The organism is Streptomyces sp. NPDC038707 (assembly GCF_040636485.1).
In the GTDB taxonomy this organism is placed as follows: domain Bacteria; phylum Actinomycetota; class Actinomycetes; order Streptomycetales; family Streptomycetaceae; genus Streptomyces.
Genome location: NZ_JBEZUP010000003.1, coordinates 233,864 through 255,676, shown reverse-complemented (window position 1 = coordinate 255,676; position 21,813 = coordinate 233,864). Strand labels below are relative to the sequence as shown.

At 72.9% G+C, this 21,813-nt stretch carries 24 protein-coding genes and 1 pseudogene; 15 read left to right on the top strand and 10 right to left on the bottom strand.

Going from position 1 to position 21,813, the window contains the following annotated elements:
• The first annotated feature begins 82 nt into the window (after positions 1–82).
• From AB0E62_RS06075 to AB0E62_RS06060, 4 genes and pseudogenes are all read left to right on the top strand, one after another.
• Entirely contained in the window at positions 83–985 is a 903-nt protein-coding gene (locus tag AB0E62_RS06075; protein WP_362188737.1) for a ribokinase, read from the top strand.
• A complete protein-coding gene (gene rbsD, locus AB0E62_RS06070) occupies positions 982–1,371 on the top strand; it encodes a D-ribose pyranase (protein WP_362188734.1) in 390 nt (129 codons plus the stop codon). The genes AB0E62_RS06075 and rbsD overlap by 4 nt, the downstream gene beginning before the upstream one ends.
• A 14-nt stretch (positions 1,372–1,385) precedes the next feature.
• Positions 1,386–1,526: pseudogene (locus tag AB0E62_RS06065) on the top strand (RbsD/FucU domain-containing protein); the annotation flags it as partial.
• Between the two features lie 224 nt (positions 1,527–1,750).
• Positions 1,751–2,617 carry an alpha/beta fold hydrolase gene (locus AB0E62_RS06060; RefSeq protein ID WP_362188731.1) on the top strand — a complete coding sequence of 289 codons (867 nt, stop codon included), beginning with the start codon at positions 1,751–1,753 and terminating at the stop codon, positions 2,615–2,617.
• 12 nt (positions 2,618–2,629) lie between these two features.
• On the opposite strand, the gene AB0E62_RS06055 is transcribed toward AB0E62_RS06060, so the two are convergent.
• Complete coding sequence (locus AB0E62_RS06055) at positions 2,630–2,932, bottom strand: hypothetical protein (RefSeq protein WP_362188729.1); 303 nt, start codon at positions 2,930–2,932, stop codon at positions 2,630–2,632.
• A complete protein-coding gene (locus tag AB0E62_RS06050; protein ID WP_362188726.1) occupies positions 2,929–3,150 on the bottom strand; it encodes a hypothetical protein in 222 nt (73 codons plus the stop codon). Before AB0E62_RS06050 ends, AB0E62_RS06055 begins: the two co-directional genes overlap by 4 nt.
• Positions 3,151–3,260: 110 nt before the next feature.
• Between AB0E62_RS06050 and AB0E62_RS06045 the strand changes: the two genes are divergently transcribed.
• Positions 3,261–4,088 (top strand): helix-turn-helix transcriptional regulator, encoded by an 828-nt coding sequence (locus tag AB0E62_RS06045; RefSeq protein WP_362188723.1) that lies wholly within the window; start codon positions 3,261–3,263, stop codon positions 4,086–4,088.
• Entirely contained in the window at positions 4,075–4,305 is a 231-nt protein-coding gene (locus AB0E62_RS06040) for a DUF397 domain-containing protein (protein ID WP_362188720.1), read from the top strand. Before AB0E62_RS06045 ends, AB0E62_RS06040 begins: the two co-directional genes overlap by 14 nt.
• A 16-nt stretch (positions 4,306–4,321) precedes the next feature.
• On the opposite strand, the gene AB0E62_RS06035 is transcribed toward AB0E62_RS06040, so the two are convergent.
• Positions 4,322–4,756 carry an Rrf2 family transcriptional regulator gene (locus AB0E62_RS06035; protein WP_362188717.1) on the bottom strand — a complete coding sequence of 145 codons (435 nt, stop codon included), beginning with the start codon at positions 4,754–4,756 and terminating at the stop codon, positions 4,322–4,324.
• 127 nt (positions 4,757–4,883) lie between these two features.
• Here AB0E62_RS06035 and AB0E62_RS06030 point away from each other — a divergent pair, with 127 nt between their 5' ends.
• Positions 4,884–5,639: an SDR family oxidoreductase gene (locus AB0E62_RS06030; protein ID WP_362188714.1), complete on the top strand. Its 756-nt coding sequence runs from the start codon at positions 4,884–4,886 to the stop codon at positions 5,637–5,639.
• A 3-nt stretch (positions 5,640–5,642) separates the two neighbouring features.
• Here AB0E62_RS06030 and AB0E62_RS06025 read toward each other — a convergent pair whose 3' ends face one another.
• The gene (locus AB0E62_RS06025; protein ID WP_362188711.1) at positions 5,643–6,071 is read right to left on the bottom strand and encodes an ArsI/CadI family heavy metal resistance metalloenzyme; all 429 of its coding nucleotides are present in this window, start codon (positions 6,069–6,071) and stop codon (positions 5,643–5,645) included.
• A 79-nt stretch (positions 6,072–6,150) separates the two neighbouring features.
• On the opposite strand from AB0E62_RS06025, the gene AB0E62_RS06020 reads away from it, so the two are divergent.
• From AB0E62_RS06020 to AB0E62_RS06010, 3 genes are read left to right on the top strand one after another with little or no spacing between them, the layout of a single operon-like run.
• Positions 6,151–6,558: a metalloregulator ArsR/SmtB family transcription factor gene (locus tag AB0E62_RS06020; RefSeq protein ID WP_362188709.1), complete on the top strand. Its 408-nt coding sequence runs from the start codon at positions 6,151–6,153 to the stop codon at positions 6,556–6,558.
• Positions 6,555–7,652, top strand: coding sequence for an ACR3 family arsenite efflux transporter (gene arsB, locus AB0E62_RS06015; protein ID WP_362188706.1), 1,098 nt, complete (start codon positions 6,555–6,557; stop codon positions 7,650–7,652). Before AB0E62_RS06020 ends, arsB begins: the two co-directional genes overlap by 4 nt.
• Positions 7,645–8,067, top strand: a complete 423-nt coding sequence (locus tag AB0E62_RS06010) for an arsenate reductase ArsC (protein WP_362188703.1) — start codon at positions 7,645–7,647, stop codon at positions 8,065–8,067. The genes arsB and AB0E62_RS06010 overlap by 8 nt, the downstream gene beginning before the upstream one ends.
• Before the next feature lie 24 nt (positions 8,068–8,091).
• On the opposite strand, the gene AB0E62_RS06005 is transcribed toward AB0E62_RS06010, so the two are convergent.
• The 4 genes from AB0E62_RS06005 to AB0E62_RS05990 are packed head-to-tail and all read right to left on the bottom strand — an operon-like array spanning position 8,092 to position 11,748.
• On the bottom strand, positions 8,092–8,610 hold the full coding sequence (locus AB0E62_RS06005; protein WP_362188700.1) for a hypothetical protein: 519 nt from the start codon (positions 8,608–8,610) through the stop codon (positions 8,092–8,094).
• 8 nt (positions 8,611–8,618) lie between these two features.
• Complete coding sequence (locus tag AB0E62_RS06000; protein ID WP_362188697.1) at positions 8,619–9,452, bottom strand: sugar phosphate isomerase/epimerase family protein; 834 nt, start codon at positions 9,450–9,452, stop codon at positions 8,619–8,621.
• A complete protein-coding gene (locus AB0E62_RS05995; RefSeq protein WP_362188694.1) occupies positions 9,449–10,600 on the bottom strand; it encodes a dihydrodipicolinate synthase family protein in 1,152 nt (383 codons plus the stop codon). The genes AB0E62_RS06000 and AB0E62_RS05995 overlap by 4 nt, the downstream gene beginning before the upstream one ends.
• A complete protein-coding gene (locus AB0E62_RS05990) occupies positions 10,597–11,748 on the bottom strand; it encodes a Gfo/Idh/MocA family oxidoreductase (protein WP_362188691.1) in 1,152 nt (383 codons plus the stop codon). The genes AB0E62_RS05995 and AB0E62_RS05990 overlap by 4 nt, the downstream gene beginning before the upstream one ends.
• Before the next feature lie 214 nt (positions 11,749–11,962).
• On the opposite strand from AB0E62_RS05990, the gene AB0E62_RS05985 reads away from it, so the two are divergent.
• From AB0E62_RS05985 to AB0E62_RS05975, 3 genes are all read left to right on the top strand, one after another.
• Positions 11,963–13,012: a LacI family DNA-binding transcriptional regulator gene (locus AB0E62_RS05985; protein WP_362188688.1), complete on the top strand. Its 1,050-nt coding sequence runs from the start codon at positions 11,963–11,965 to the stop codon at positions 13,010–13,012.
• Positions 13,013–14,193: 1,181 nt separating this feature from the next.
• Positions 14,194–14,994: a sugar phosphate isomerase/epimerase family protein gene (locus tag AB0E62_RS05980; protein ID WP_362189174.1), complete on the top strand. Its 801-nt coding sequence runs from the start codon at positions 14,194–14,196 to the stop codon at positions 14,992–14,994.
• An 87-nt stretch (positions 14,995–15,081) separates the two neighbouring features.
• Positions 15,082–16,329, top strand: a complete 1,248-nt coding sequence (locus tag AB0E62_RS05975; protein WP_362188685.1) for an MFS transporter — start codon at positions 15,082–15,084, stop codon at positions 16,327–16,329.
• 262 nt (positions 16,330–16,591) lie between these two features.
• Here AB0E62_RS05975 and AB0E62_RS05970 read toward each other — a convergent pair whose 3' ends face one another.
• On the bottom strand, positions 16,592–17,185 hold the full coding sequence (locus AB0E62_RS05970) for an alpha/beta hydrolase (protein WP_362188682.1): 594 nt from the start codon (positions 17,183–17,185) through the stop codon (positions 16,592–16,594).
• A gap of 51 nt (positions 17,186–17,236) precedes the next feature.
• Here AB0E62_RS05970 and AB0E62_RS05965 point away from each other — a divergent pair, with 51 nt between their 5' ends.
• Both AB0E62_RS05965 and AB0E62_RS05960 read left to right on the top strand, forming a co-directional pair.
• Complete coding sequence (locus AB0E62_RS05965) at positions 17,237–18,160, top strand: LysR substrate-binding domain-containing protein (RefSeq protein WP_362188679.1); 924 nt, start codon at positions 17,237–17,239, stop codon at positions 18,158–18,160.
• Between the two features lie 385 nt (positions 18,161–18,545).
• Positions 18,546–20,393, top strand: coding sequence for a glycoside hydrolase family 3 protein (locus AB0E62_RS05960; protein ID WP_362188676.1), 1,848 nt, complete (start codon positions 18,546–18,548; stop codon positions 20,391–20,393).
• On the opposite strand, the gene AB0E62_RS05955 is transcribed toward AB0E62_RS05960, so the two are convergent.
• A complete protein-coding gene (locus tag AB0E62_RS05955; protein ID WP_362188673.1) occupies positions 20,390–21,811 on the bottom strand; it encodes an aminopeptidase in 1,422 nt (473 codons plus the stop codon). The two genes, AB0E62_RS05960 and AB0E62_RS05955, sit on opposite strands and share 4 nt — an antisense overlap.
• Positions 21,812–21,813: the final 2 nt, after the last annotated feature.

Below are 21,813 nucleotides of genomic sequence, written 5' to 3'. Positions count from 1 at the left end.
CACAGCGGGCGGGCCGCCCCGGGGAGTTCCTCCGGGGCGGCCCGCCGAGGTCATCTCTCAGGGGAGTCAGGGGAGTCAACTGATGTACGACTACGACCTGCTGGTCGTGGGTTCGGCCAACGCGGACCTGGTGATCGGTGTCGAGCGGCGGCCGGCCGCGGGTGAGACGGTGCTCGGCGGTGATCTGGCCGTGCACCCGGGCGGCAAGGGCGCCAACCAGGCGGTCGCGGCGGCCCGGCTGGAGGCGCGTACGGCCCTGCTGGCGCGGGTCGGGGACGACGGCCACGGCCGGCTGCTGCTCGACTCCCTGCGCGCGGCCGGGGTGGACACGGTGGGGGTGCTGGTCGGCGGCGCCCCGACGGGCGTGGCGCTGATCACCGTGGACCCGTCCGGGGACAACAGCATCGTGGTGTCGCCGGGCGCCAACGGGCGGCTGCGCCCGGAGGACGTACGGACGGCCACGAGCCTGTTCCACGCCTCCCGGGTGGTGTCGGCCCAGCTGGAGATCCCGCTGGAGACGGTCGTGGAGGTGGTGCGGAACCTGGCGCCGGGCAGCCGCTTCGTGCTGAACCCGTCCCCGCCGCGCGAGCTGCCTGTGGAGGTGCTGGCGGCCTGTGACCCGCTGATCGTGAACGAGCACGAGGCCCGGGTGATCCTCGGGGACGCCCGGGTGGGCGACGACCCGGCGGACTGGGCCCGGCTGCTGCTGGCCAAGGGGCCGCGCTCGGTGGTGGTCACGCTGGGCGCGCGCGGGGCGCTGGTGTGCGACGGCTCGGGGACGGCCCTGGTGCCGTCGGTGAAGGTGGACGCGGTGGACACGACCGGCGCGGGCGACGCGTTCACGGCCGCGCTGGCCTGGCGGCTGGGCGCGGGCGCGGGCCTGGCGGAGGCGGCGGCGTACGCGGCCCGGGTGGGCGCGGCGGCGGTGACGCGGCGGGGCGCGCAGGAGTCGTACCCGACGGCGGCGGAGGTCGGGGCGCTGTGAAGAAGGCGGGGATCCTGAACCGGCACCTGTCGGGGGCGCTGGCCGGACTCGGGCACGGGCACGGGGTGCTGGTGTGCGACGCGGGCATGCCGATACCCGACGGGCCCCGGGTGGTGGACCTGGCGTTCCGGGCCGGGGTGCCGTCCTTCGCCGAGGTACTGGACGGCCTGCTGGCCGAGCTGGTGGTGGAGGGCGCCACGGCGGCGGAGGAGGTCCGGACGGCCAACCCGGCGGCGACGGCCCTGCTGGAAGGCCGTTTCGCCGACCTGGCCTACGTCCCGCACGAACGCCTGAAGGACCTCTCGTCCGGCGCCCGGCTGATCGTCCGCACGGGCGAGGCCCGCCCGTACGCGAACGTGCTGCTGCGGTGCGGGGTGTTCTTCTAGCGGGTGCTCATCCGGCGGGGTTCCACTTCACCGACCTGGCCTACGTCCCGCACGAACGCCTGAAGGCCCTCTCGTCCGGTGCCCGGCTGATCGTGCGGACGGGCGAGGCCCGCCCGTACGCGAACGTGCTGCTGCGGTGCGGGGTGTTCTTCTAGCGGGTGCTCATCCGGCGGGGTTCCACCGTGGCCGGACTCCTCCACGATCCCGGCCCGGGTAGTGCGGATGATCTTCGGCTGAGTACTGTGGACGATCGGACAGTGATCAGCCGTTCCCGTCTGCCCTCGCACCCCGCACTCGACATCTGGTGTCGCCATGCACGAAGACGGCTCTGCGACCGGCCGGTGCGCGCCGCAGGGGACCAGAAAGGGTGTGCAGACAGATGCGACCGACGTTCGTGCTCGTCCACGGAGCCTTCGCGAACTCCTTCTCCTTCGCACCGCTGCAGGCCGAACTCGGCCTCCTCGGACACCGCTCCGTCGCCGTCGATCTCCCGGGGCACGGGTTCGCCGCGACGTACCCGCGGGCCTATCAGGCGCCGCAGGACCTCGAAGGGCTCGCCGCCACGCCCGGGTCCCTCAAGGGCGTCACGCTCGCCGACAACGTCGCGCACCTCGTCGCGATACTGGAGCGAGCCAAGCGGAACGGTCCCGTCATCCTCGTCTCCCACAGCCGAGGCGGTCTGACGGCCACCGTCGCGGCCAACCAGCGGCCCGACCTGATCGACCGCATCGTCTACGTCTCCGCCGCCTGGTGCCCCGTCGACCTCGACGTCAGCGCCTACTACGCCGAGCCCGAGATGGCCACGGTCGACACCACGGGGCCGGCCTCGGCGATGGTCGGCAACCCCGCCGAACTCGGGCTGCTGCGCTCCAACTTCCGCACCTCCGACCCCGGGGTCCTCGCGGCCTTCAAGGCGGCCTTCCTCGCCGACGGGACGGACGACGAGTTCATGGCCTTCCTCAGCACCTTCCAGCCCGACGAGAGCCTCGACGCCGGCACACCCGACGACCGGGCGCAGCGCGACACCTGGGGGCGGATCCCCAAGACGTACGTCCGGCTGACCGAGGACACCAGCGTGCCGCTCGCCATGCAGGACCGGATGATCCGCGAGGGCGACGCGCTGACGCCCGAGAACCCCTACGACGTCCGTACGCTCACCAGCAGCCACCTGAAGTGGCTGGTCGACCCGGCACCGGCGGCCCGGGTCCTCAGCGAGACCGCCGCGCTCCTGCCTGCCGCATCCTGATCGGGACACGGCCTAACCGCTCGGCAGCCGCGCGCCCCTGCTCTCCGCGACGCGTTTGACCTCCCGCAGGGATTCGGTGAGCCGCCGGGCGAGGTAGTGCAGTTCCAGGTCCGTCAGCCGGTGCTCGGTGAGGAGTTCGGCCGCGTGGTCGATCAGCTCGCCGGCCATCCCGAGCTGCACGCTCTCCATCTGGTCCGCGAGCCGGGACACGTAGCCCGTGCCGTCGCCCAGCACATAACAGGGCTTGCCCCCCTCACCGGTCCAGGGCAGCAGGCGCCCGTCCGCCGGCGGGTCGTCGTACGTCCGGTCGCTCATGCGTAGGTCTCCACCAGGTCCAGATACGGGCGGACGAGCGGGCTGTCCTCCCCGCGCAAGGGAGCCTCGCCCCTGCGGTACGTGGTGTGGGCGCCGACGTACGGGCACGAGTACGGGGCCACGTCCGTGTACGGCGGGGGTGCGACCGGCCTGCGGCGCCGACGCGACGGCCTGACCAGCCGGGCCAGGAAGTGGAGCATGCCGACCTGCTTTCTCACCTGCGGTGACTGCGTTGTGTGCTGATTTCCTCACAGAGTGGGGTCGGACATGGCTACGCTGCCAGGGGCGGGGGGTTGACATTGCGCCTGTCACCAAGGGAGTTGGCCGGATGAGCGTGGTCCGCAGGCCGAAGACGCCGCGCGAGAAGTACGGGGAGGAGCTCAGGCTGCGCCGCATCGCCGCCGGGCTGACCCAGGAGCAACTGAGCGAGATCGTGGTCTGCTCGCCGACGCTGATCAGTCACTGGGAGGCGGGGAGGAGGCTCCCCAAGCCGGATGACGCCCGTCGGATCGACCAGGCGTTGGGGACGGATGGGTTCTTCGAGAGGTGGCTGGAGGATTTGGAGAGTCAGTTCTTCGCCCCTCGCTTCGCTGCCGCCCGCGAACTGGAGCAACACGCGTCACTGATCCAGTTGTTCGCGCTCACACTCGTTCCCGGGCTGCTTCAGACACCGGAGTACGCGCGGGCCGTGTTCACCGCCTACCACCCCAACTACACAGATGAAGATCTTGACAGGGAAGTTGTCATTCGAACAAGTCGCGCCAAAATTCTGGAGGGACCGTCAGCTCCTGTCATTTGGACGCTGCTCGATGAGGCCGTGCTGCGACGCCCTGTGGGCGGCCCTCACACCATGGCGGAACAGCTGAACAAGATTGCCGACATGGCCGAGGCACGGCGAATTCGGCTGCATGTCCTTCCATACCGGGTCGGTGCGCACTCGCTCATGACGAGCCTGCTCACTCTGATGAGTTTCGATGACTCGGCTCCAGTGGCGTATGTGGACGCGTTCGAAACCGGGCGTCTGATCGATGATCCGTCGGTGGTGAACCACTGTCAGACGTCCTACGCTCTGGCGCTGAGCGACGCCTTGTCACAGCAGGAGTCACTGGCCCTCGTCAGAGACGCAGCGAAGGAACACGCACATGGTCAGCAGTGAGCGCACCATCTCCGACTCATCCGTCCTCACCGGCTGGTACAAGTCCAGTTACAGCGACGGCAGTCAATCGGAATGCCTCGAAGTCGCCCGCGGCCACGCTCACGTACCCGTCCGCGACAGCAAGACCGTCACCGGCCCCGCCGTGCTCTTCTCCTTGGACGGCTGGACCGCGTTCGTGACCGCCGTCCAGAAGGGCCGGCTCCCCCACACCCAGTAGCGCGGCGGCCGGAGCACTAGCGAGGTGCCGCGAGTACGTCCCGGAGTACGTCCGCGAGCGTCACACGGGCCAGCTCCTGCCTCAGGGTCTCCTCGATGCCCTCGTAGATGCTCCGCATGGTCGGCTGAATGCCGCGGCCCACCACGCATTCCTGGTTCGGGGTGGTGCGGTGCATCGCGAACAGCGGGCCGGGTTCCACCGCCTCGTACACGTCGAGCAAGGTCGTCGACTCCAGCTCGCGCGCCAGCGACCAGCCCGCGCCCACGCCCCGCCGGGACTCCACGAGCCCGGCCTTGCGCAGCTCGCCGAGCAGCCGCCTGATCACCACCGGGTTGGTGTTCGCGCTGACCGCGATCTGTTCGGAGGTGGCGACCTCATGGCCCTGGCGCTGATAGAGGCCGATCCAGGCCAGCGCGTGGGCGGCGATGGTCAGCCTGCTGTTGGCGCTCATGGACCCTCCTCTCGGTCGCGACGCTTCATGCTACGACGGCATAGTCGTAACACTTAAGGTTGCGACAGCTAGTCGTAACCATTAACGTTGCGACTGTCAGGAGGGATCGATCAACGAGGTGAGAACAATGAGCAAGCCACTCATGGGCAAGGTCGCCCTGGTCACCGGAGGGTCGCGCGGACTGGGAGCCGCGACCGTACGGCTGCTGGCCGAGCAGGGCGCCGACGTCGCGTTCACCTACGTCAGCTCCGAGAAGCAGGCGCAGGCTGTCGTGGACGAGGTGCTAGGCAAGGGAGCCAAGGCCGTCGCCTTCCAGGCCGACCAGGCGGACACGAGCCGGGCGCCGGCGCTCATCGATGACGTGGTCGCGCACTTCGGCGGCCTGGACATCCTCGTCAACAACGCGGCCATCTCGGTGGAGCAGGGCCGCAGGGTGGACGACCCGGACGCCGACACCGCCGCGCTGGACCGGATGCACGCCACCAACTACCTCGGCGTGATCGCCGTCATACGGGCCGCCTCCCGGGTGCTGCGCACGGGCGGCCGCATCATCACGGTGAGTTCCGGCCTCGGCTCCCGGGTCGGCGCCCCCGGCCTCGCCGACTACGCGGCGACCAAGGCCGGGATCGAGAGGTACACCATGGGCGTCGCACGCGACCTCGGGCCCCGGAACATCACGGCCAACGTCGTGGAGGCCGGACTGATGGAGGGCGGCATGCAGCCGCCGGACCCCGAGACCCTCAACGCCCTGCTCGGCTCGCTGTCCCTGCAACGCATGGGGCACCCCGACGAGATCGCCGCGGCCATCGCCTTCCTGGCGAGCCCCGCCGCGTCGTACGTCACCGGCGCGGTGCTGGACGCCCACGGCGGCTACAACGCCTGAATCTCAGCGGACCGGGCAGCAGCCGTCGCCGCTCGCCCCGGCCCGGGCGCTCTTGCCGAGGGTGCCTGCGTCGGCCTTGACGACGTAGACCTCCCAGGGCTCCCGGCCGGGGCCGTGGACCCAGACCTTGTCCTGGAGGGCGTAGCAGCAGGACGTGTCGTTCTCCTCGAACGTGGCCAGGTCGGCGTCCTTGAGGCGGCCGGTCGCGGCGGTGACCTGGTCGGCGGACTCGACCTCGATGCCGAGATGGTCCAGGCGGGTCTCCTGGCCGGGCTCACCCTCGATGAGGACGAGTTTGAGCGGGGGTTCGGTGATGGCGAAGTTGGCGTACCCCTCGCGCCGCTTGGCCGGTTCGGTGCCGAACAGCTTCGAGTAGAAGGTGATCGACGCCTCCAGGTCGCTGACGCGCAGGGCGAGCTGAGCGCGAGGCATGGCGGTGCTCCCGTTCGGTTGTATTGATGTTTGTCGATGCAACATTGCGCGCTGGATCGAAGACTGTCAACATAGACGTATGTCAAAGCAAGAGCTTGTGGTGCTGGAGGGGACCGGCGGGGCCGACGCGTGCTGCCCGGGGCTGCTGACCGCCCCGCTGGACGAGGAACAGGCGGTCGACCTGGCGCGGGTCTTCAAGGCGCTCGGTGATCCGGTCCGGCTGCGGCTGCTGTCGATGATCGCCTCGAAGGCGGGCGGCGAGGTCTGCGTGTGCGACCTGACCCCGGCCTTCGACCTGTCGCAGCCGACCATCTCGCACCACCTCAAGCTGCTGCGGCAAGCTGGTCTGATCGACTGCGAGCGGCGTGGGACGTGGGTGTACTACTGGCTGCTGCCGGAGACGACCGACCGCCTCGCGGGCCTCCTGACCCGCCCCGCCGGCACCCCGCTGCCCGACCATGGCGTCAGGGCCGGTGCCGGCTCGTGAGCACGGCCGCACCCGAACAGAGCGTGGCCGGACGGCTGTCGTTCCTGGACCGCTACCTGGCCGTGTGGATCCTCGCCGCCATGGCCGTGGGCCTCGGCCTGGGCCGCCTGGTGCCGGGGATCGGCGGCGCGCTGGCCACCGTGACGGTGAGCGGGGTGTCCCTGCCGATCGCGCTGGGCCTGCTCGTGATGATGTACCCGGTGCTGGCCAAGGTCCGCTACGACCGGCTCGGCACCGTGACGCGGGACCGCCGCCTGCTGCTGCCCTCGCTGCTGCTGAACTGGATCGTCGGCCCGGCCCTCATGTTCGCGCTGGCCTGGCTGTTCCTGGCGGACCTGCCCGAGTACCGCACCGGGCTGATCATCGTCGGTCTCGCCCGCTGCATCGCCATGGTCGTCATCTGGAACGACCTGGCCTGCGGACACCGGGAAGCGGCCGCCGTGCTGGTCGCGCTCAACTCCGTTTTCCAGGTGATCGCGTTCTCCGCGCTCGGCTGGTTCTACCTCCAGGCCCTGCCCGGCCTGCTCGGCCTGGAACAGACCGGACTCGACGTGTCCGTGGGGGAGATCGCCCGCAGCGTGCTGGTCTTCCTCGGCATCCCGCTCGCGGCCGGCTACCTGACCCGCCGCATCGGCGAGAAGCTCAAGGGCCGTGCCTGGTACGAGGCGAAGCTGATCCCGCGCGTCGGCCCGTTCGCCCTGTACGGCCTGCTGTTCACGATCGTCGTCCTCTTCGCCCTCCAGGGTGACGCCATCACCGGCCGGCCGCTCGACGTGGCCCGCATCGCGCTGCCGCTGCTGGTCTACTTCGCGCTCATGTGGGCCGGGTCCATGCTGCTGGGCAGGGCCGTCGGCCTGGACCACCCGCGGGCCACCACGCTCGCCTTCACCGCCGCGGGCAACAACTTCGAGCTGGCCATCGCCGTCGCCATCGCCACCTTCGGCGTCTCCTCGGGGCAGGCCCTGGCCGGCGTCGTCGGACCGCTCATCGAAGTGCCCGTACTGATCGGACTGGTCCACGTGGCCCTGTACGCGCGCCGCTACTTCACCGGCCCGGCCGCCCCCGCACCACAGGAAGAACCCATCCATGCCTGACACCCCGCGGCAGCCGTCCGTGCTGTTCGTCTGCGTCCACAACGCCGGACGCTCGCAGATGGCCGCCGCCTTCCTCACCCACCTCGCCGGTGACCGCGTCCAGGTGCGGTCCGCGGGTTCCGCCCCGGCCGACACGGTCAATCCGGCCGTGGTCGAAGCGCTCGCGGAGGTCGGCATCGACATCTCCGCCGAGGTGCCCAAGGTGCTGACCGTAAACGCCGTACAGGCTTCCGACGTCGTCATCACCATGGGCTGCGGCGACGCCTGCCCCGTCTTCCCCGGCAAGCGCTACCTCGACTGGCGGCTCCCCGACCCGGCCGGCCAAGGTGTCGACGCCGTCCGTCCCATCCGCGACGAGATCGGAGAGCGCGTCCGCGCCCTGATCGCCGAGATCGCACCGCCGGCCCCCGCGTGAACGGCGCCCTGGACGTCCCGCGCCTCACCCATCGGACAGGCTGAACGCCTCCGTCACCGCCCGGCTGTACGCCTTGAACGTCCGGGGACGCAGCGGGGCCAGGTACGCGACCATCCGGGCCAGTCGGTCCGGGTCAGCCAGGCGGTGCAGCCGCTGCTCGCGTACCGCGTGCGTCAGCAGCTCCTCCAGCAGCACCACCTCGGTCAGGCTGTACAGGCCGGGGTGCATGCCGAACCGGAGGGTGAAGTCCTCGTAGGGGTGACGCAGGGTCATGTGCAGGTAGCCGTGGCCCCGGCCCTTCCAGGGGCCCGGGAGGGCGTGGGACAGAGCGGTCCCGTGGCCCTTGTACGGGTACTTCGAGCCCAGGGTGACGCGCATGCCCAGCATGATCCGGGTCCAGGGGACCAGCAGGTCCTCGGTGTCCGGCTCGTGCTGGTGGAGTCCTTCCTCCCGGAACCCCACCCACGGTCCGTCCGGCCGCCGGGCGTCCCCCAGGACCCAGCGGCCGTCGATCCGCTCCAGCGGACCCAGCGTGTCGGTCATGCCCTTTATCAGATCACATGTGCGCGGAAGCGTTCGGCCGTCTCCGCCAGGACCTCGTGGCCGTCCCTCGCCCACAACGCCTCGTTGAAAAGCTCCACTTCGATGGGGCCGGTGTAGCCGGCGGCCTCCACATAACCCCTCCATTCGCGCATGTCGATCGCGCCGTCCCCGAGCTGGCCGCGGCCGTTGAGGACGCCCTCGGGAAGGGGGGTGGTCCAGTCGGCGAGCTGGAAGGTGTGGATGCGGCCGCCCGCGCCCGCGCGGGCGATCTGGGCGGGAGCCTGGTCGTCCCACCAGATGTGGTACGTGTCGACGGTGACGCCCACCTGGTCCGCCGGGAAGCGTTCGGCCAGGTCCAGGGCCTGCGTGAGCGTGGAGACCACGCAGCGGTCGGCCGCGTACATGGGATGCAGGGGTTCGATGGCGAGGCGTACGCCGCGGTCGGCCGCGTACGGTGCCAGGACGGCGAGGGCGTCGGCGATGCGTTCGCGGGCGCCGTGCAGGTCCTTGCTGAACAGCGGGAGGCCGCCGGAGACCAGGACCAGGGTGTCCGTGCCGAGCGCGGCTGCCTCCTCGATGGCCGCGTGGTTGTCGCCCAGCGCCTCCATCCGCTCGACCGGGTCGGTCGCCGTGAGGAAGCCGCCCCGGCACAGCGTCGTCACCGTCAGGCCCGCGTCGCGGACCAGCTTGGCGGTCGCCTCCACGCCGTACGCCTGGACCGGTTCCCGCCACAGGCCCACGTTCGTGATGCCCGACCGGGCACAGCCGTCGACCAGTTCGGGGAGGGAGAGCTGCTTCACCGTCATCTGGTTGACGGAGAAGCGGGCGAGGTCGGGGTTCATCGGGTCACTCCGTACAGCGACAGCAGGGTCCTCATGCGTTCCTCGGCCAGTTTGGGGTCGGGGAACAGGCCCAGGGTGTCGGCGAGTTCGTAGGCGCGGGCGAGGTGCGGGAGGGAGCGGGCCGACTGGAGGCCGCCGACCATCGCGAAGTGGTCCTGGTGGCCCGCGAGCCAGGCCAGGAGGACCACGCCCGTCTTGTAGAAGCGGGTCGGGGGCTGGAAGAGGTGCCGGGACAGCTCCACCGTGGGGTCGAGGAGGGCGCGGAAGCCGGGGACGTCACCGGTGTCCAGGACCCGTACCGCCTGCGCCGCCAGCGGGCCCAGCGGGTCGAAGATGCCGAGCAGGGCGTGGCTGAAGCCCTGGTCGTCGCCCTCGATCAGCTCGGGGTAGTGGAAGTCGTCGCCGGTGTAGCAGCGCACGCCCCGCGGGAGGCGGCGCCTGAGGTCGATCTCGCGCTGGGCGTCCAGGAGCGAGATCTTGACGCCGTCGACCTTGTCCGGGTGAGCGGCGATGACCTCCAGGAAGGTGTCGGTGGCCGCGTCCAGGCCGGAGGAGCCCCAGTAGCCCTCCAGGGCGGGGTCGAACATCGGGCCCAGCCAGTGCAGGATCACCGGCTCGGCGGCCTGGCGCAGCAGGTGGCCGTAGACCTCCAGGTAGTCCTCGGGTCCGCGGGCGGTGGCGGCAAGGGCGCGGGAGGCCATGACGATGGCCTGGGCGCCCGCCTCCTCGACCACGGCGAGCTGCTCCTCGTAGGCCGCGCGGATGTCGGCAAGGGTGCCGGCGGGCAGTTGGTCGGTGCCGACGCCGCAGGCGATCCGGCCGCCCACGGCGCGGGCCTCCGCCGCGCTGCGCCGGATCAGTTCGGCCGCGCCCGCCCAGTCCAGGCCCATGCCGCGCTGGGCGGTGTCCATCGCCTCGGCCACGCCGAGCCCGTGGGACCACAGGTGGCGGCGGAAGGCGAGGGTCGCGTCCCAGTCGACGGCGGCGGGCGAGTCGGGCGTGACGTCCGCGAAGGGGTCGGCGACGACATGGGCCGCCGAGAAGACCGTACGGGAGGTGAAGGGGGTGCCGGGGGTGAAGGCGAGCGGCTCGGTGCGGGGTTCGTAGGCGCGCAGGGTGCCGTCGGCGGAGGGGAGGTGGAGGGTCACAGCGAGATCTCCGGGACGTCGATGCGGCGGCCCTCGGCGGCGGACCTCAGGCCCAGTTCGGCGAGCTGGACACCGCGGGCGCCGGCCAGCAGGTCCCAGTGGTAGGGGGCGTCGGCGTAGACGTGCTTGAGGAACAGCTCCCACTGGGCCTTGAAGCCGTTGTCGAACTCGGTGTTGTCGGGCACCTCCTGCCACTGGTCGCGGAAGACCTCGGTGGCGGGGACGTCCGGGTTCCACACCGGCTTGGGGGTGGCGCTGCGGTGCTGGACGCGGCAGGTGCGCAGGCCCGCCACGGCGGAGCCTTCCGTGCCGTCGACCTGGAACTCCACCAGTTCGTCGCGGTGGACGCGCACGGCCCAGGAGGAGTTGATCTGGGCGACGGCGCCGCCCTCCAGCTCGAAGATGCCGTACGCGGCGTCGTCGGCGGTGGCGTCGTAGGGCTTGCCCTGCTCGTCCCAGCGCTGGGGGATGTGGGTGGTGACCAGGGCCTGGACGGACGTCACCCGGCCGAACAGCTCGTGCAGCACGTACTCCCAGTGCGGGAACATGTCGACGACGATGCCGCCGCCGTCCTCCGTGCGGTAGTTCCAGGAGGGCCGCTGGGCGGGCTGCCAGTCGCCCTCGAAGACCCAGTACCCGAACTCGCCGCGCACGGAGAGGATGCGGCCGAAGAAGCCGCCGTCGATGAGGCGCTTCAGCTTCAGCAGGCCCGGCAGGAAAATCTTGTCCTGGACGGCACCGTGCCTGACGCCCTTCTCGTGGGCGAGCCGGGCCAGCCGCAGCGCGCCGTCCAGGCCGGTGGCGGTGGGCTTCTCGGTGTAGATGTGCTTGCCGGCCGCGATGGCCCGGGCGATGGACTCCTCGCGGGCGGAGGTGACCTGGGCGTCGAAGTAGATGTCGACGGACGGGTCGGCGAGGACGGCGTCCAGGTCGGTGGAGACGTGCTCCAGGCCGTGCCGGTCCGCGATCTCCCGCAGGGCGTGCTCACGGCGGCCGACGAGGACCGGCTCGGGCCACAGCACGGTGCCGTCGCCGAGGTCGAGACCGCCCTGGTCGCGCAGGGCGAGGATGGACCGGACGAGGTGCTGGCGGTACCCCATGCGCCCGGTCACGCCGTTCATGGCGATGCGCACCGTCTTGCGTGTCACGTGAGTCCCCTTCGCGGGTCGGTGTAGCAAGCGCTTTCTATATGTGAGGAGAAGCTAGCCTCTGCACGTGGTCTGTACAAGACCGCTGTCCGGGGGAGTTGTTCGAGCGGGCGAACAAGCGGGCGCGGTGGCCTTAAGGTCGGCTCGGAACCAGCACACAGGCCCGGCTGTCTACGAGGGCGTACGACACGACGCGTGACCGGAGGACGACGAGATGACGGTGACCCTGGCGGACGTGGCGGCCCGCGCCCAGGTCTCCCCCGCGACGGTGTCGCGCGTGCTGAACGGCAACTACCCCGTCGCCGCCGCCACCCGGGAACGGGTGCTGCGGGCGGTGGACGAGCTGGACTACGTCCTCAACGGCCCGGCCAGCGCGCTCGCCGCGGCCACCTCCGACCTGGTCGGCATCCTCGTCAACGACATCGCCGACCCCTTCTTCGGGATCATGGCCGGCGCGATCCAGGGCGAGATCGGCGGCCCGGGCGGGCGCGCGGGCGGAGAGCGGCTGGCGGTCGTCTGCAACACCGGGGGATCACCCGAACGGGAGCTGACCTACCTCACGTTGCTCCAGCGGCAGCGGGCCGCGGCCGTCGTGCTGACCGGCGGTGCGGTGGAGAACGCGCCGCACGCGGCGGCGGTGGCGGCGAAGCTGCGGAAGCTGGCGGACGCCGGGACCCGGGTGGTGCTGTGCGGGCGCCCGCCGGCGCCGGACACCGACGCGGTCGCGCTCACCTTCGACAACCGGGGCGGGGCGCGCGCCCTGACCGCCCATCTGCTCGGCCTCGGTCACCGCCGGCTGGGTTACATCGCCGGGCCCGGGGACCGTACGACCACCCGGCACCGCCTGGAGGGCCACCGGGCCGCGCTCGCGGCGGCGGGCGTCGAGGACGACCCGGACCGGACGGTGTACGGCCGCTACGACCGCCGGTCCGGCTACGAGGCCACGCTGGAGCTGCTGCGCCGGGACCCGTCCCTGACGGCGATCGTGGCCGCGAACGACTCCGTCGCCCTCGGCGCGTGCGCCGCGCTGCGCGAGTCCGGGCTGCGCGTGCCCGAGGACGTGTCGGTGGCCGGCTTCGACGACCTCCCGTTCAGCATCGACGCGGTCCCCTCGCTGACCACGGTCCGCCTCCCCCTCGCGGAGGCGGGCGCCCGGGCGGGCCGCATCGCCATGGGCCGCGAGGAGCCCCCGCCCGGCGGGATCGCCTCGATACGCGGCGAGTTGATGGTGCGGGGGTCCACGGGGGTGCCGCGCGCCTCTTGAGGGCGGGGCGCGACACCGGGGCCGGCAGGGGGGGCCGGGGGCCTCTTGAGGGCGGGGCACGACACCGGAGGTTCACGGGTGGCACGGGGCACTTGTGCGCGGTGGGGTCGATCGACGGGGGGGCTGCGGGCCGCTTGGGGGCGGTGGGGTCGACAGGGGCGCCGCGGGCTTCCTGAGGGCAGGGCATGACACGGGGCGCCGTGGGCTTCCTGGGGGCGGGCATGGCACGGGACACGGGGGACGCGGCAGGGGTGCCGCGGGCCGGTGCCTGACACCGGGGGTCCCACGGGGGTGCCGGGGGCTGCTTGATGGTGGCGGCCCCACGGAGTGCCGCCGGTGGGCTGTCTGAGGGCGGGACACGAGACCGGGGCCGGCGCAGGGGCGCCGGGGGCCTGCCGGGCCGGTCCCTCACACCGGAGGTTCACAAGGGTGGCGTGGGCCACTTGGGGGCGGTGGGGTCGACAGGGGCGCCGCGGGCTTCCTGAGGGCAGGGCATGACACGGGGCGCCGTGGGCTTCCTGGGGGCGGGCATGACACGGGACACGGGGGACGCGGCAGGGGTGCCGAGGGCCGGTGCGTGACACCGGGGGTCCCACGGGGGTGCCGGAGGCTGCTTGATGGTGGCGGCCCCACGGAGTGCCGCCGGTGGGCTGTCTGAGGGCGGGGCACGGCACCGGGGCCGGCGCAGGGGCGCCCGCTGGTCTTCTGGGCCGTGCATCGCGGCCGTAGGTCCACGGGCGCTGCCGTCCTCCCGAGGCCGGTGCATGACACCGGGGTCCACGAGGGTGCCGCGGGCCTGCTGCGGGCGATGCACCACACCGGGGCCGACAGGGGTGCCGCGGGCCTGCGGGCCGGTGCACCGCACCGGGGCCGACAGGGGTGCCGCGGGCCTGCTGCGGAACGGTGCATGACACCTGGGTGCACGGGGGTGCTGCGGGCCGGGGCGTGACCGGGGTCGGCCGGGGCGGCCGTTGGTCTGCTGAGGGCCGGGCATCACGCCGGGGGCCGGCAGGGGGCGCTGCGGCCTGCCGGGAGCCGGTGCGGCACACCCACACCGTAAGTCCACGGGGTGTGCCGCGGGTCCGCTGAGGGCGGTGTCCCGCACCAGGGACGACTGCGGCGCGACCCGTCCGCTGAGGGTGGTGCATGACACCGGGGGCCGGTGGGTACGCGGCGATGTCATGAAGCTGGCGTTCTCCACTCTCGGTGTTCCCGGGCTGCCCCTCCCGGACGTCCTCTCGCTCGCGACCGCGCACGGGTACCACGGGGTCGAGCTGCGCGCCCACCCGGAGGAACCGGTGCACCCGGGGCTGTCCCCCGCCGAACGCGCCGAGGCGGCCGCCCTGTTCCGGGCGGCCGGGGTGGAGGTGACGGGGCTGGCCGGGTACACCCGGGTCGCGGCGGCGGGCGAGGACGGGCCCGTGCTGGCGGAGATCCGGGAGCTGGTGCGGCTGGCCCACGACCTGGGCGCGCCCTTCGTCCGGGTCTTCCCCGGCGCCGACGCGGACCGGCCCCGCGAGGAGGCGGACGCGACCGCCGCGCGGCGGCTCGGTACCGCCGCCGAGGACGCCGCCGCGCTGGGCGTCCGCATCCTGCTGGAGACCCACGACTCGCACCGCACCGGCGCCGACGCCATCCGGATCCTCGGCCCGGTCGGACACCGGCACGTGGGCGCCCTGTGGGACGTCCTGCACACCTGGCTGGGCGGCGAGCAGCCCGCCGACAGCTACGCGGCCCTCGCCCCGCACCTCGGCTACGTCCAGGTCAAGGACGTAGCCTCGGCCGAGGACACCACCCCGCTGCCGCTCGGCGCGGGGGCGCTGCCGCTCGCCGAGTGCGTGGACGTGCTCGCCCGGCGGGACTGGGACGGCTGGCTGTGCTGGGAGTACGAGAAGCGCTGGTACGAGAAGGCGGCACCGCTCGCGGAACTGCTGGGCGAGGGCCGGGAGTACCTGGGCCGGCTGCTGGGGGAGGCCGCCTGAGCCGGGAAATCCGCTGGCGGGAGCCGGGGCGTGCGGTTACCCTCCCCCGGTGATACCGCCGCCAGGGCCGTGCGCCCGCCTCCGCTCATGAGCCTGTCCCGCTCCCTCCTGGACCTGCGGCCCCTGCGCGCCTCGCCCGTCTTCCGGCGGCTGCTGATCGGACGGACCGTGTCCGTGCTCGGCGGCTTCATGACCATGGTGACGGTCATGTACCAGGTGTGGGACCGGACCCACAGCACCGCCTGGACCGGCGCCGTGGGGCTCGCGCAGGCGCTGCCGCTGGTGGGATTCGGGCTGTTCGCCGGGGCCTGGGCGGACCGGGCCGACCGGCGGCGGGTGTACCTCGCGGCCACCGTCGGCCAGGCCGTCTGCTCCCTGGCGCTCGCGGTGCAGGGCTTCACCGGGCACGTCCCCGTCGCCGGGGTGCTGCTGCTGGTGGCCGTGCAATCCGCGTTCGGCGCGCTCGGTGCCCCGGCCGCCGGGGTGTTCCTGCCGCGCCTGCTGCCCAAGGACCAGGTGGCCGCCGGGCTCGCGCTGCAACAGGTCACCGCCCAGTCGATGATGCTGCTCGGGCCCGCGCTGGCCGGGGTGCTGCTCGGCTGGTTCGGCATCGGCGTCTGCTACCTGCTGGACGCGCTCAGCTTCGGCCTCGCCTTCTACGGCGCCTTCGGACTGCCCCCGCTGCCGCCCGAGGGGACGCCGGCCCGGCCGGGGCTGCGCGGGGCGCTGGACGGACTGCGGTTCCTGGCCGGGCACCGGGTGGTGCGCGGGGCGCTGATCACCGACCTGGCCGCCACCGTGCTGTCGTTCCCGGTGAGCCTGTTCCCGCTGGTCAACGCCGAGCGGTTCGGCGACGACCCGCGCACCCTGGGACTGTTCCTGTCGGCGCTGGCGGTGGGCGGGATCACGGCGACCGCGCTCTCCGGTCCGCTGACCCGGCTCGCCCGGCCGGGCCCGGTGATGCTGTGCGCGTCCGCCGGCTGGGGCGCGGCCCTGGTCCTGTTCGGCCTGTCCACCAGCCCCTGGCTGGGCCTGGCCCTGCTGGTGCTGGCCGGGGCGGCGGACGCCGTGGCGGTGGTCTCCCGGTCCACGATCGTGCAGACCCGCACCCCGGACGCGCTGCTCGGCCGGGTCACCGCGGCCGAGCAGATCGTCGGCCAGGCGGGCCCGAGCCTGGGCAACGTACGCGGCGGACTGCTGGCCGGCTGGACCTCCGGCGCGACCGCGCTGGTGGCCGGCGGGGCGCTGTGCGTCCTGGCGGTGGCGGGGGTCGCCTCGACCACCCCGGAACTGCGCGACCGGCGGACGCCCGCCACGGAGCCGGCCGTGCCGTGAGCGGTCCGGCGAGGCGGACCGCACCCGGAACGGCGTCGGCGAAACTGCCGAACGGCCCGGCGAGAACCCGGGCGTGCCCCCGCCGCGGGTACGCGGCGACCCCCGTACCGGGGCGGCCGTGCCGTGGGCGGCGGGGTCCGTTCCCGGCGCCGGTGCCGCCGCACGGCGAAGCGGGCCACGCCCCGGGGCGGCCTCGACGGGGTGGCGAACGGCCCCGCGAACAGCCCGGGCGCATCCCACCGCGCAGGCGGAAGGACGCCCGCTAACCGGCCGGACGTGCCCTGAGCGGCACGGTCGCGTCCAGGCACCAGTCAAGGACGGCCGGCCAGGGCCCGTACCCGGTCTCCAGGCTGAGGTGGCCGGCGCCCGGGAGGATGTCGGCGGGGATGCCGAGCGGCTCGGCGAACAGCGTGGCCGCGCCCTCGGGGCAGTACGGGTCGTCGTCGCCCGCGACCAGCCGGGTCGGGCAGGGCAGGGCGAAGTCGAGCGGGGGCGGGGCGAAGGCGGCCACTTCCGGATGCCGGGCGAGCACGGAACCCGACGGCGGGGCGACGAGCAGCACCCGGTGCACCCGGCGGAGTTCGCCCATGCCCCGGGCGGCGGCGTGCAGCCACAGCACGGCCGAGGCGCTGTGGGCCACCACGACCCGCTCCCCGGTGCCCTCGGACTCCTCCAGGTGCCGGGCCAGTTCACCGAGCCAGACGTCCAGGCCGGGGTCGTCGGGGTCGGGCAGACCCGGATACGTGACGTGGTGGCCGAGGGCGGTGAGCCGGTCAGCGAGCCAGTGCTGCCAGTGGTCCTTCGGGCGGTGGTTCTGCCAGCCGTGCAGGATCAGATACGAGCGCGGGGTGGTCATGGCGCCGATCATCACCTTCGCCTACGGGCCTGGTCCAGTTAACGTTTGTGCGTGGAACTGGTAAGCAAAACCTTCACCGTCGACCTGCGGCGGCTGACCGTGCTGAGAGAGCTGGAGCGCCGGGGCAGTCTGGCCCGGACCGCCGAGGCGCTGCATCTGACCCCGTCGGCGGTGTCCCAGCAGCTCGCGGCGCTGGCCCGGGAGGTGGGGGTGCCGCTGACCGAACGGGACGGGCGCGGGGTGCGGCTGACCGGCCAGGCACGGGTGCTGCTCGCCCACGCCGAGCTGATCGCCGCCCAGCTGGAGCGGGCCCGCGCCGACCTGGCGGCGTACGGCGCGGGCGGGCGCGGGCAGGTGCGGATCGGCTGCTTCGGCAGCGGCATCCTGGGACTGCTGCCGCCGGTGCTGCGCGCGCTGGCCGAGCGGCTGCCCCGGGTCCGGGTGGACGTGACGGAGGGCGAGCCGCCGGACGTGTTCACGGCGCTGGACGCGGGCCGGCTGGACGTGGTGGTGGCCGTCGACTTCGCCGCCGCTCCCCCGCACACCGACCGCCGCTACGCCCGCACCGACCTGCTGACCGACGTGCTGGACCTGGCCCTGCCCGAGGACCATCCGCTGGCCGCGCGCGACCACGTCCCGCTGCGCGGACTGGCGGCCGAGCCCTGGATCACGGGCGCGGCGAGCAGCTGCTGCGGCGCGGTGGCCCGCGCGGTGTGCGCGGCGTCCGGCTTCACCCCCGACATCCGGCACGCGGTCGACGACTGGAGCGCGCTGCTCGCCCTGGTGGAGGCGGGCGCGGGGGTGGCACTGGTTCCCCGCCTGGTGCGTCCGCTGTACACGGGCCGGCGCCTGGCGGTGGTACCGGTGGCGGGACGGCCGCCGTCCCGGAACGTGTTCGCGGCGCTCCGGGCGGGCGCCGAGGAGGACCCGGTCCTGGCGGCCGTCCGCGCCGAGCTGCTGGCCGCCGCCGGCTGACGGTCGCCGTACAGGAGACCGGGCCCCCACAGACCGGGCCCCCACAGACCGGACTCCCACAGACCGGGCTCCCATCGACCGGCCCACGAAGGTCGCGACGAAGGGGTACGGAAGAGGGCCTGCTCACTGCTCCTCCGGTCTCGGCAGGTCCTCCCGGCCGGGAGGCCGAGTGGGTGGGAGGACTGTGCGACAGCCTGGGGTCAGCCCCGCAAGTGCCGCTCCGCCCCCTGCGCGGGACGCGCCCCGTCTGCCTCCGCGTCCCGGGAATCCCCGGTCGGCGGCCGTTTCCTGGTTACTGTGCAGTCCCTTGACGGAAAGAAACTTCCCGGATATTGGTGACACCTCGGAAGTTTCCTTCAGCGGTTCTCCTCTGGAAGGAGCGCACGTGCCCGACACCAGCACGGGAAGCGACACCGGTACGGGAAGCACGCGAAGAGACACCGTACGGCCGTCCAGGCGGGCCGTCCTCGCCGCGACCGCGGGCCTCACCGCCTCGCTGACGGTCCCGACGGCCGCCCACGCGGCCGGTGACCGCCGGCTGCGCGCCCTGATCTCCCGCATGACGCTGGAGGAGAAGGTCGGCCAGCTGTTCGTGACGCGGGTCTACGGCCACTCCGCCACCGATCCCGACCAGGCCGACATCGACGCCAACCTGAAGGAACTGGGCGTCCGCACCGCCGCCGAGCTGATCGCGAGGTACCGGGTCGGCGGCGTCATCTACTTCGCCTGGGCGCACAACACCCGCGACCCGCACCAGATCGCCGCCCTGTCCGACGGCATCCAGCGGGCCTCGCTGGACCAGCCGCGCGGGCTGCCCGTGCTCATCGCCACCGACCAGGAGCACGGCGCGGTGTGCCGGATCGGCAGGCCCGCGACCCTGCTGCCCGGCGCGATGGCCATCGGCGCGGGCCGCTCCCGCTCCGACGCGCGGACCCTCGGCCGGATCTCCGGCGCCGAACTGCGCGCGATGGGCATCCACCAGGACTACTCACCCGACGCCGACGTGAACGTCAACCCGGCCAACCCGGTCATCGGGGTGCGCTCCTTCGGCGCCGACCCGGACGCGGTCGCCGCGCTGGTCGCCGCCGAGGTGCGGGGCTACCAGTCGGCCGGGGTGGCGACGAGCGCCAAGCACTTCCCGGGCCACGGGGACACCTCCGTGGACAGCCACTACGGCTTCCCGGTCATCACGCACAGCCGCCGGCTGTGGGCGGAGCTGGACGCCGTGCCGTTCCGGGCCGCGATCTCGGCGGGCGTCGACTCGGTCATGACCGGGCACATCCAGTTCCCGGCCCTGGACGGCTCCGGCGACCCGGCCACCCTGTCCCGGCCGGTGGTGACCGGCATCCTGCGCGAGGAGCTGGGCTACGACGGGGTGGTGATCACCGACTCGCTCGGCATGCAGGGCGTGCGCACCAAGTACGGCGACGACCGGGTGCCGGTGCTGGCCCTGAAGGCCGGTGTGGACCAGCTCCTCAACCCGCCCTCGCTGGACGTGGCGTGGAACGCGGTGCTGACGGCCGTACGGAACGGCGAGCTGACCGAGGCCCGCCTCGATGAATCGATCCTGCGCATCCTGCGGCTGAAGGCCCGGCGCGGGCTGCTCGACCACCCCTTCGCCCACCCGGACCGGATCGACCGCACGGTGGGCACCCCGGCCCACCTGGCCGCCGCCGACCGCATCGCCGAGCGCACCACGACCCTGCTGGTCAACGAGGACGGCACGCTGCCCTTCGACCACCGCCGGCAGCGCCGGATCCTCGTCGTCGGCGCCGACCCGGCCTCCCCGTCCGGCACCACCGGCCCGCCCACCGGCGTGCTGGCCGCCGCCCTCAGCGGGCTGGGCTTCGCCGCCACCGCGCTGTCCACCGGCACCGCGCCCTCCGCCGCCACCGTCGACAAGGCGGTCGCCGCCGCCGGGGACGCGGACGCGGTGGTCGTGGCCACGTACAACGTGACGGCGGGCAGCTCCCAGCGCACGCTGGTCGACCGCCTGCTGGCCACCGGCAGACCGGTGGCCGTGGTGGCCGTCCGCAACCCGTACGACATCGCGCAGTTCCCCGCCGTCCGGGCCGCTCTGGCCACCTACTGCTGGACGGACGTCGAACTGCGCGCCGCCGCACGGGTCCTGGCCGGGCGGGTGGCACCGCGCGGGCGGCTGCCGGTGCCGGTGCAGCGGGCGGACGACCCGGCGCGGGTGCTGTACCCGCTCGGCCACGGGCTGACGTACTAGCCGGCCGCCCGGGGCCGCAGCGCGGGCTCCCGTTCCGTCTCCCGCGCGTCGAGCCGTGCGTCGTAGCGGGCCAGCGGCTTCGCCCGGTCCACGGTGGCCTGCGGGAGGCCCGCCCAGGCCAGGACGCGGGCGGTGGCGAGATCCTTCTCGTCCGCCGTCAGCCCGGCCACGTTCGCGCCGTGGTTCATGCCGGGCGCGGTGAGGACGTAGGAGTCACGGGCGCCCGGGCCGGGCCGGAACCGCTCCGAGCCCCAGGGGTCGTTCTGGCCGTAGACGAAGAGCATGTGCGTGGCGTGGTGCCGCACCCAGGTGTCCACGTCCCGCATCGCCCGCGGCTGGAACCGCATCGGGATGGAGCGGGGCACGTAGTTCCGGGGCGGCTGGTAGCCGTAGCGGATCAGGCGCCGGTCGATGCCGGGGAAGTGGATGGTGGGCGCGCCGAGCTGGGTACCGGCCTGGTAGTAGTACGGGGTGTACGGGTCCAGGCCCTGGTCGGTGTAGGCGTCGAAGCCGGAGACGGTGTCGAGCGAGGTCCACAGGGCGTCGTCGGACGCGGTGGCCGCCGGGACCGTCGCGCAGTCCTCGAGCAGGCTGTACTGCCAGAATCCCCACGCGTAGTCCAGGACGACCGCCTCGTACGCCCGGTCCAGGCCGCCGACGGTGTCGAAGGTGTAGCCCTTGGCGGCGGCGTACTCGGCGTACTTCTTCTTCAACGGCTCGCGGCGCACCAGCGCCTCGCGCTGGACGGCGGTCAGCCGCTGCCGGCACTCCTCGGTGCCGACCCGGGCGAAGAAGCGGTCGTAGGCCGAGTCCTCGTCGTCGACGACGTCGTTGGGGGCCACGTAGGCGACGACCCCGTCCATGTCGTCCGGGTAGAACCGCTCGTAGTAGGTGGCCGTCATGCCGCCCTTGGAGGCGCCGGTGGCCAGCCAGTTGGCGGGGTAGACGGCCTTCAGCGCCCGGTACAGCCGGTGCTGGTCGCTCGCGGCCTGCCAGATGTCGAGCTTGGACCAGTCGGCCGGGTCGGGGCGCGAGGGGCTGAAGTAGCGGTACTCCAGGGAGACCTGGTTGCCGTCCACGATCTGGGTGGGCTCGCGGCGCGAGGGCTTGGTGGAGACGTTGTACCCGCCGGTGTAGAAGACGGTGGGCCGGCTCACGTCCTTGTGCAGTACGGTGATCCGCTGCCGGAAGGTGCCCCGGTCCGGGTGGCGGTGGTCGACCGGCTGGGTGTAGTTCAGGACGAAGTAGCGGAAGCCGGGGTACGGCTTCTCCTCGATCAGGCTCATGCCGGGTATCGACAGGAGCCGGTCCTTGATGTCGGCGGGCTCGTCCCCGGCGGCGGTGGCCGCTGGGGCCGCCGTGCCGAGCGTGCCGATGAGCACCGTGAGCGCGAACAGCCATCCGAGGGCCTTGCGCATGC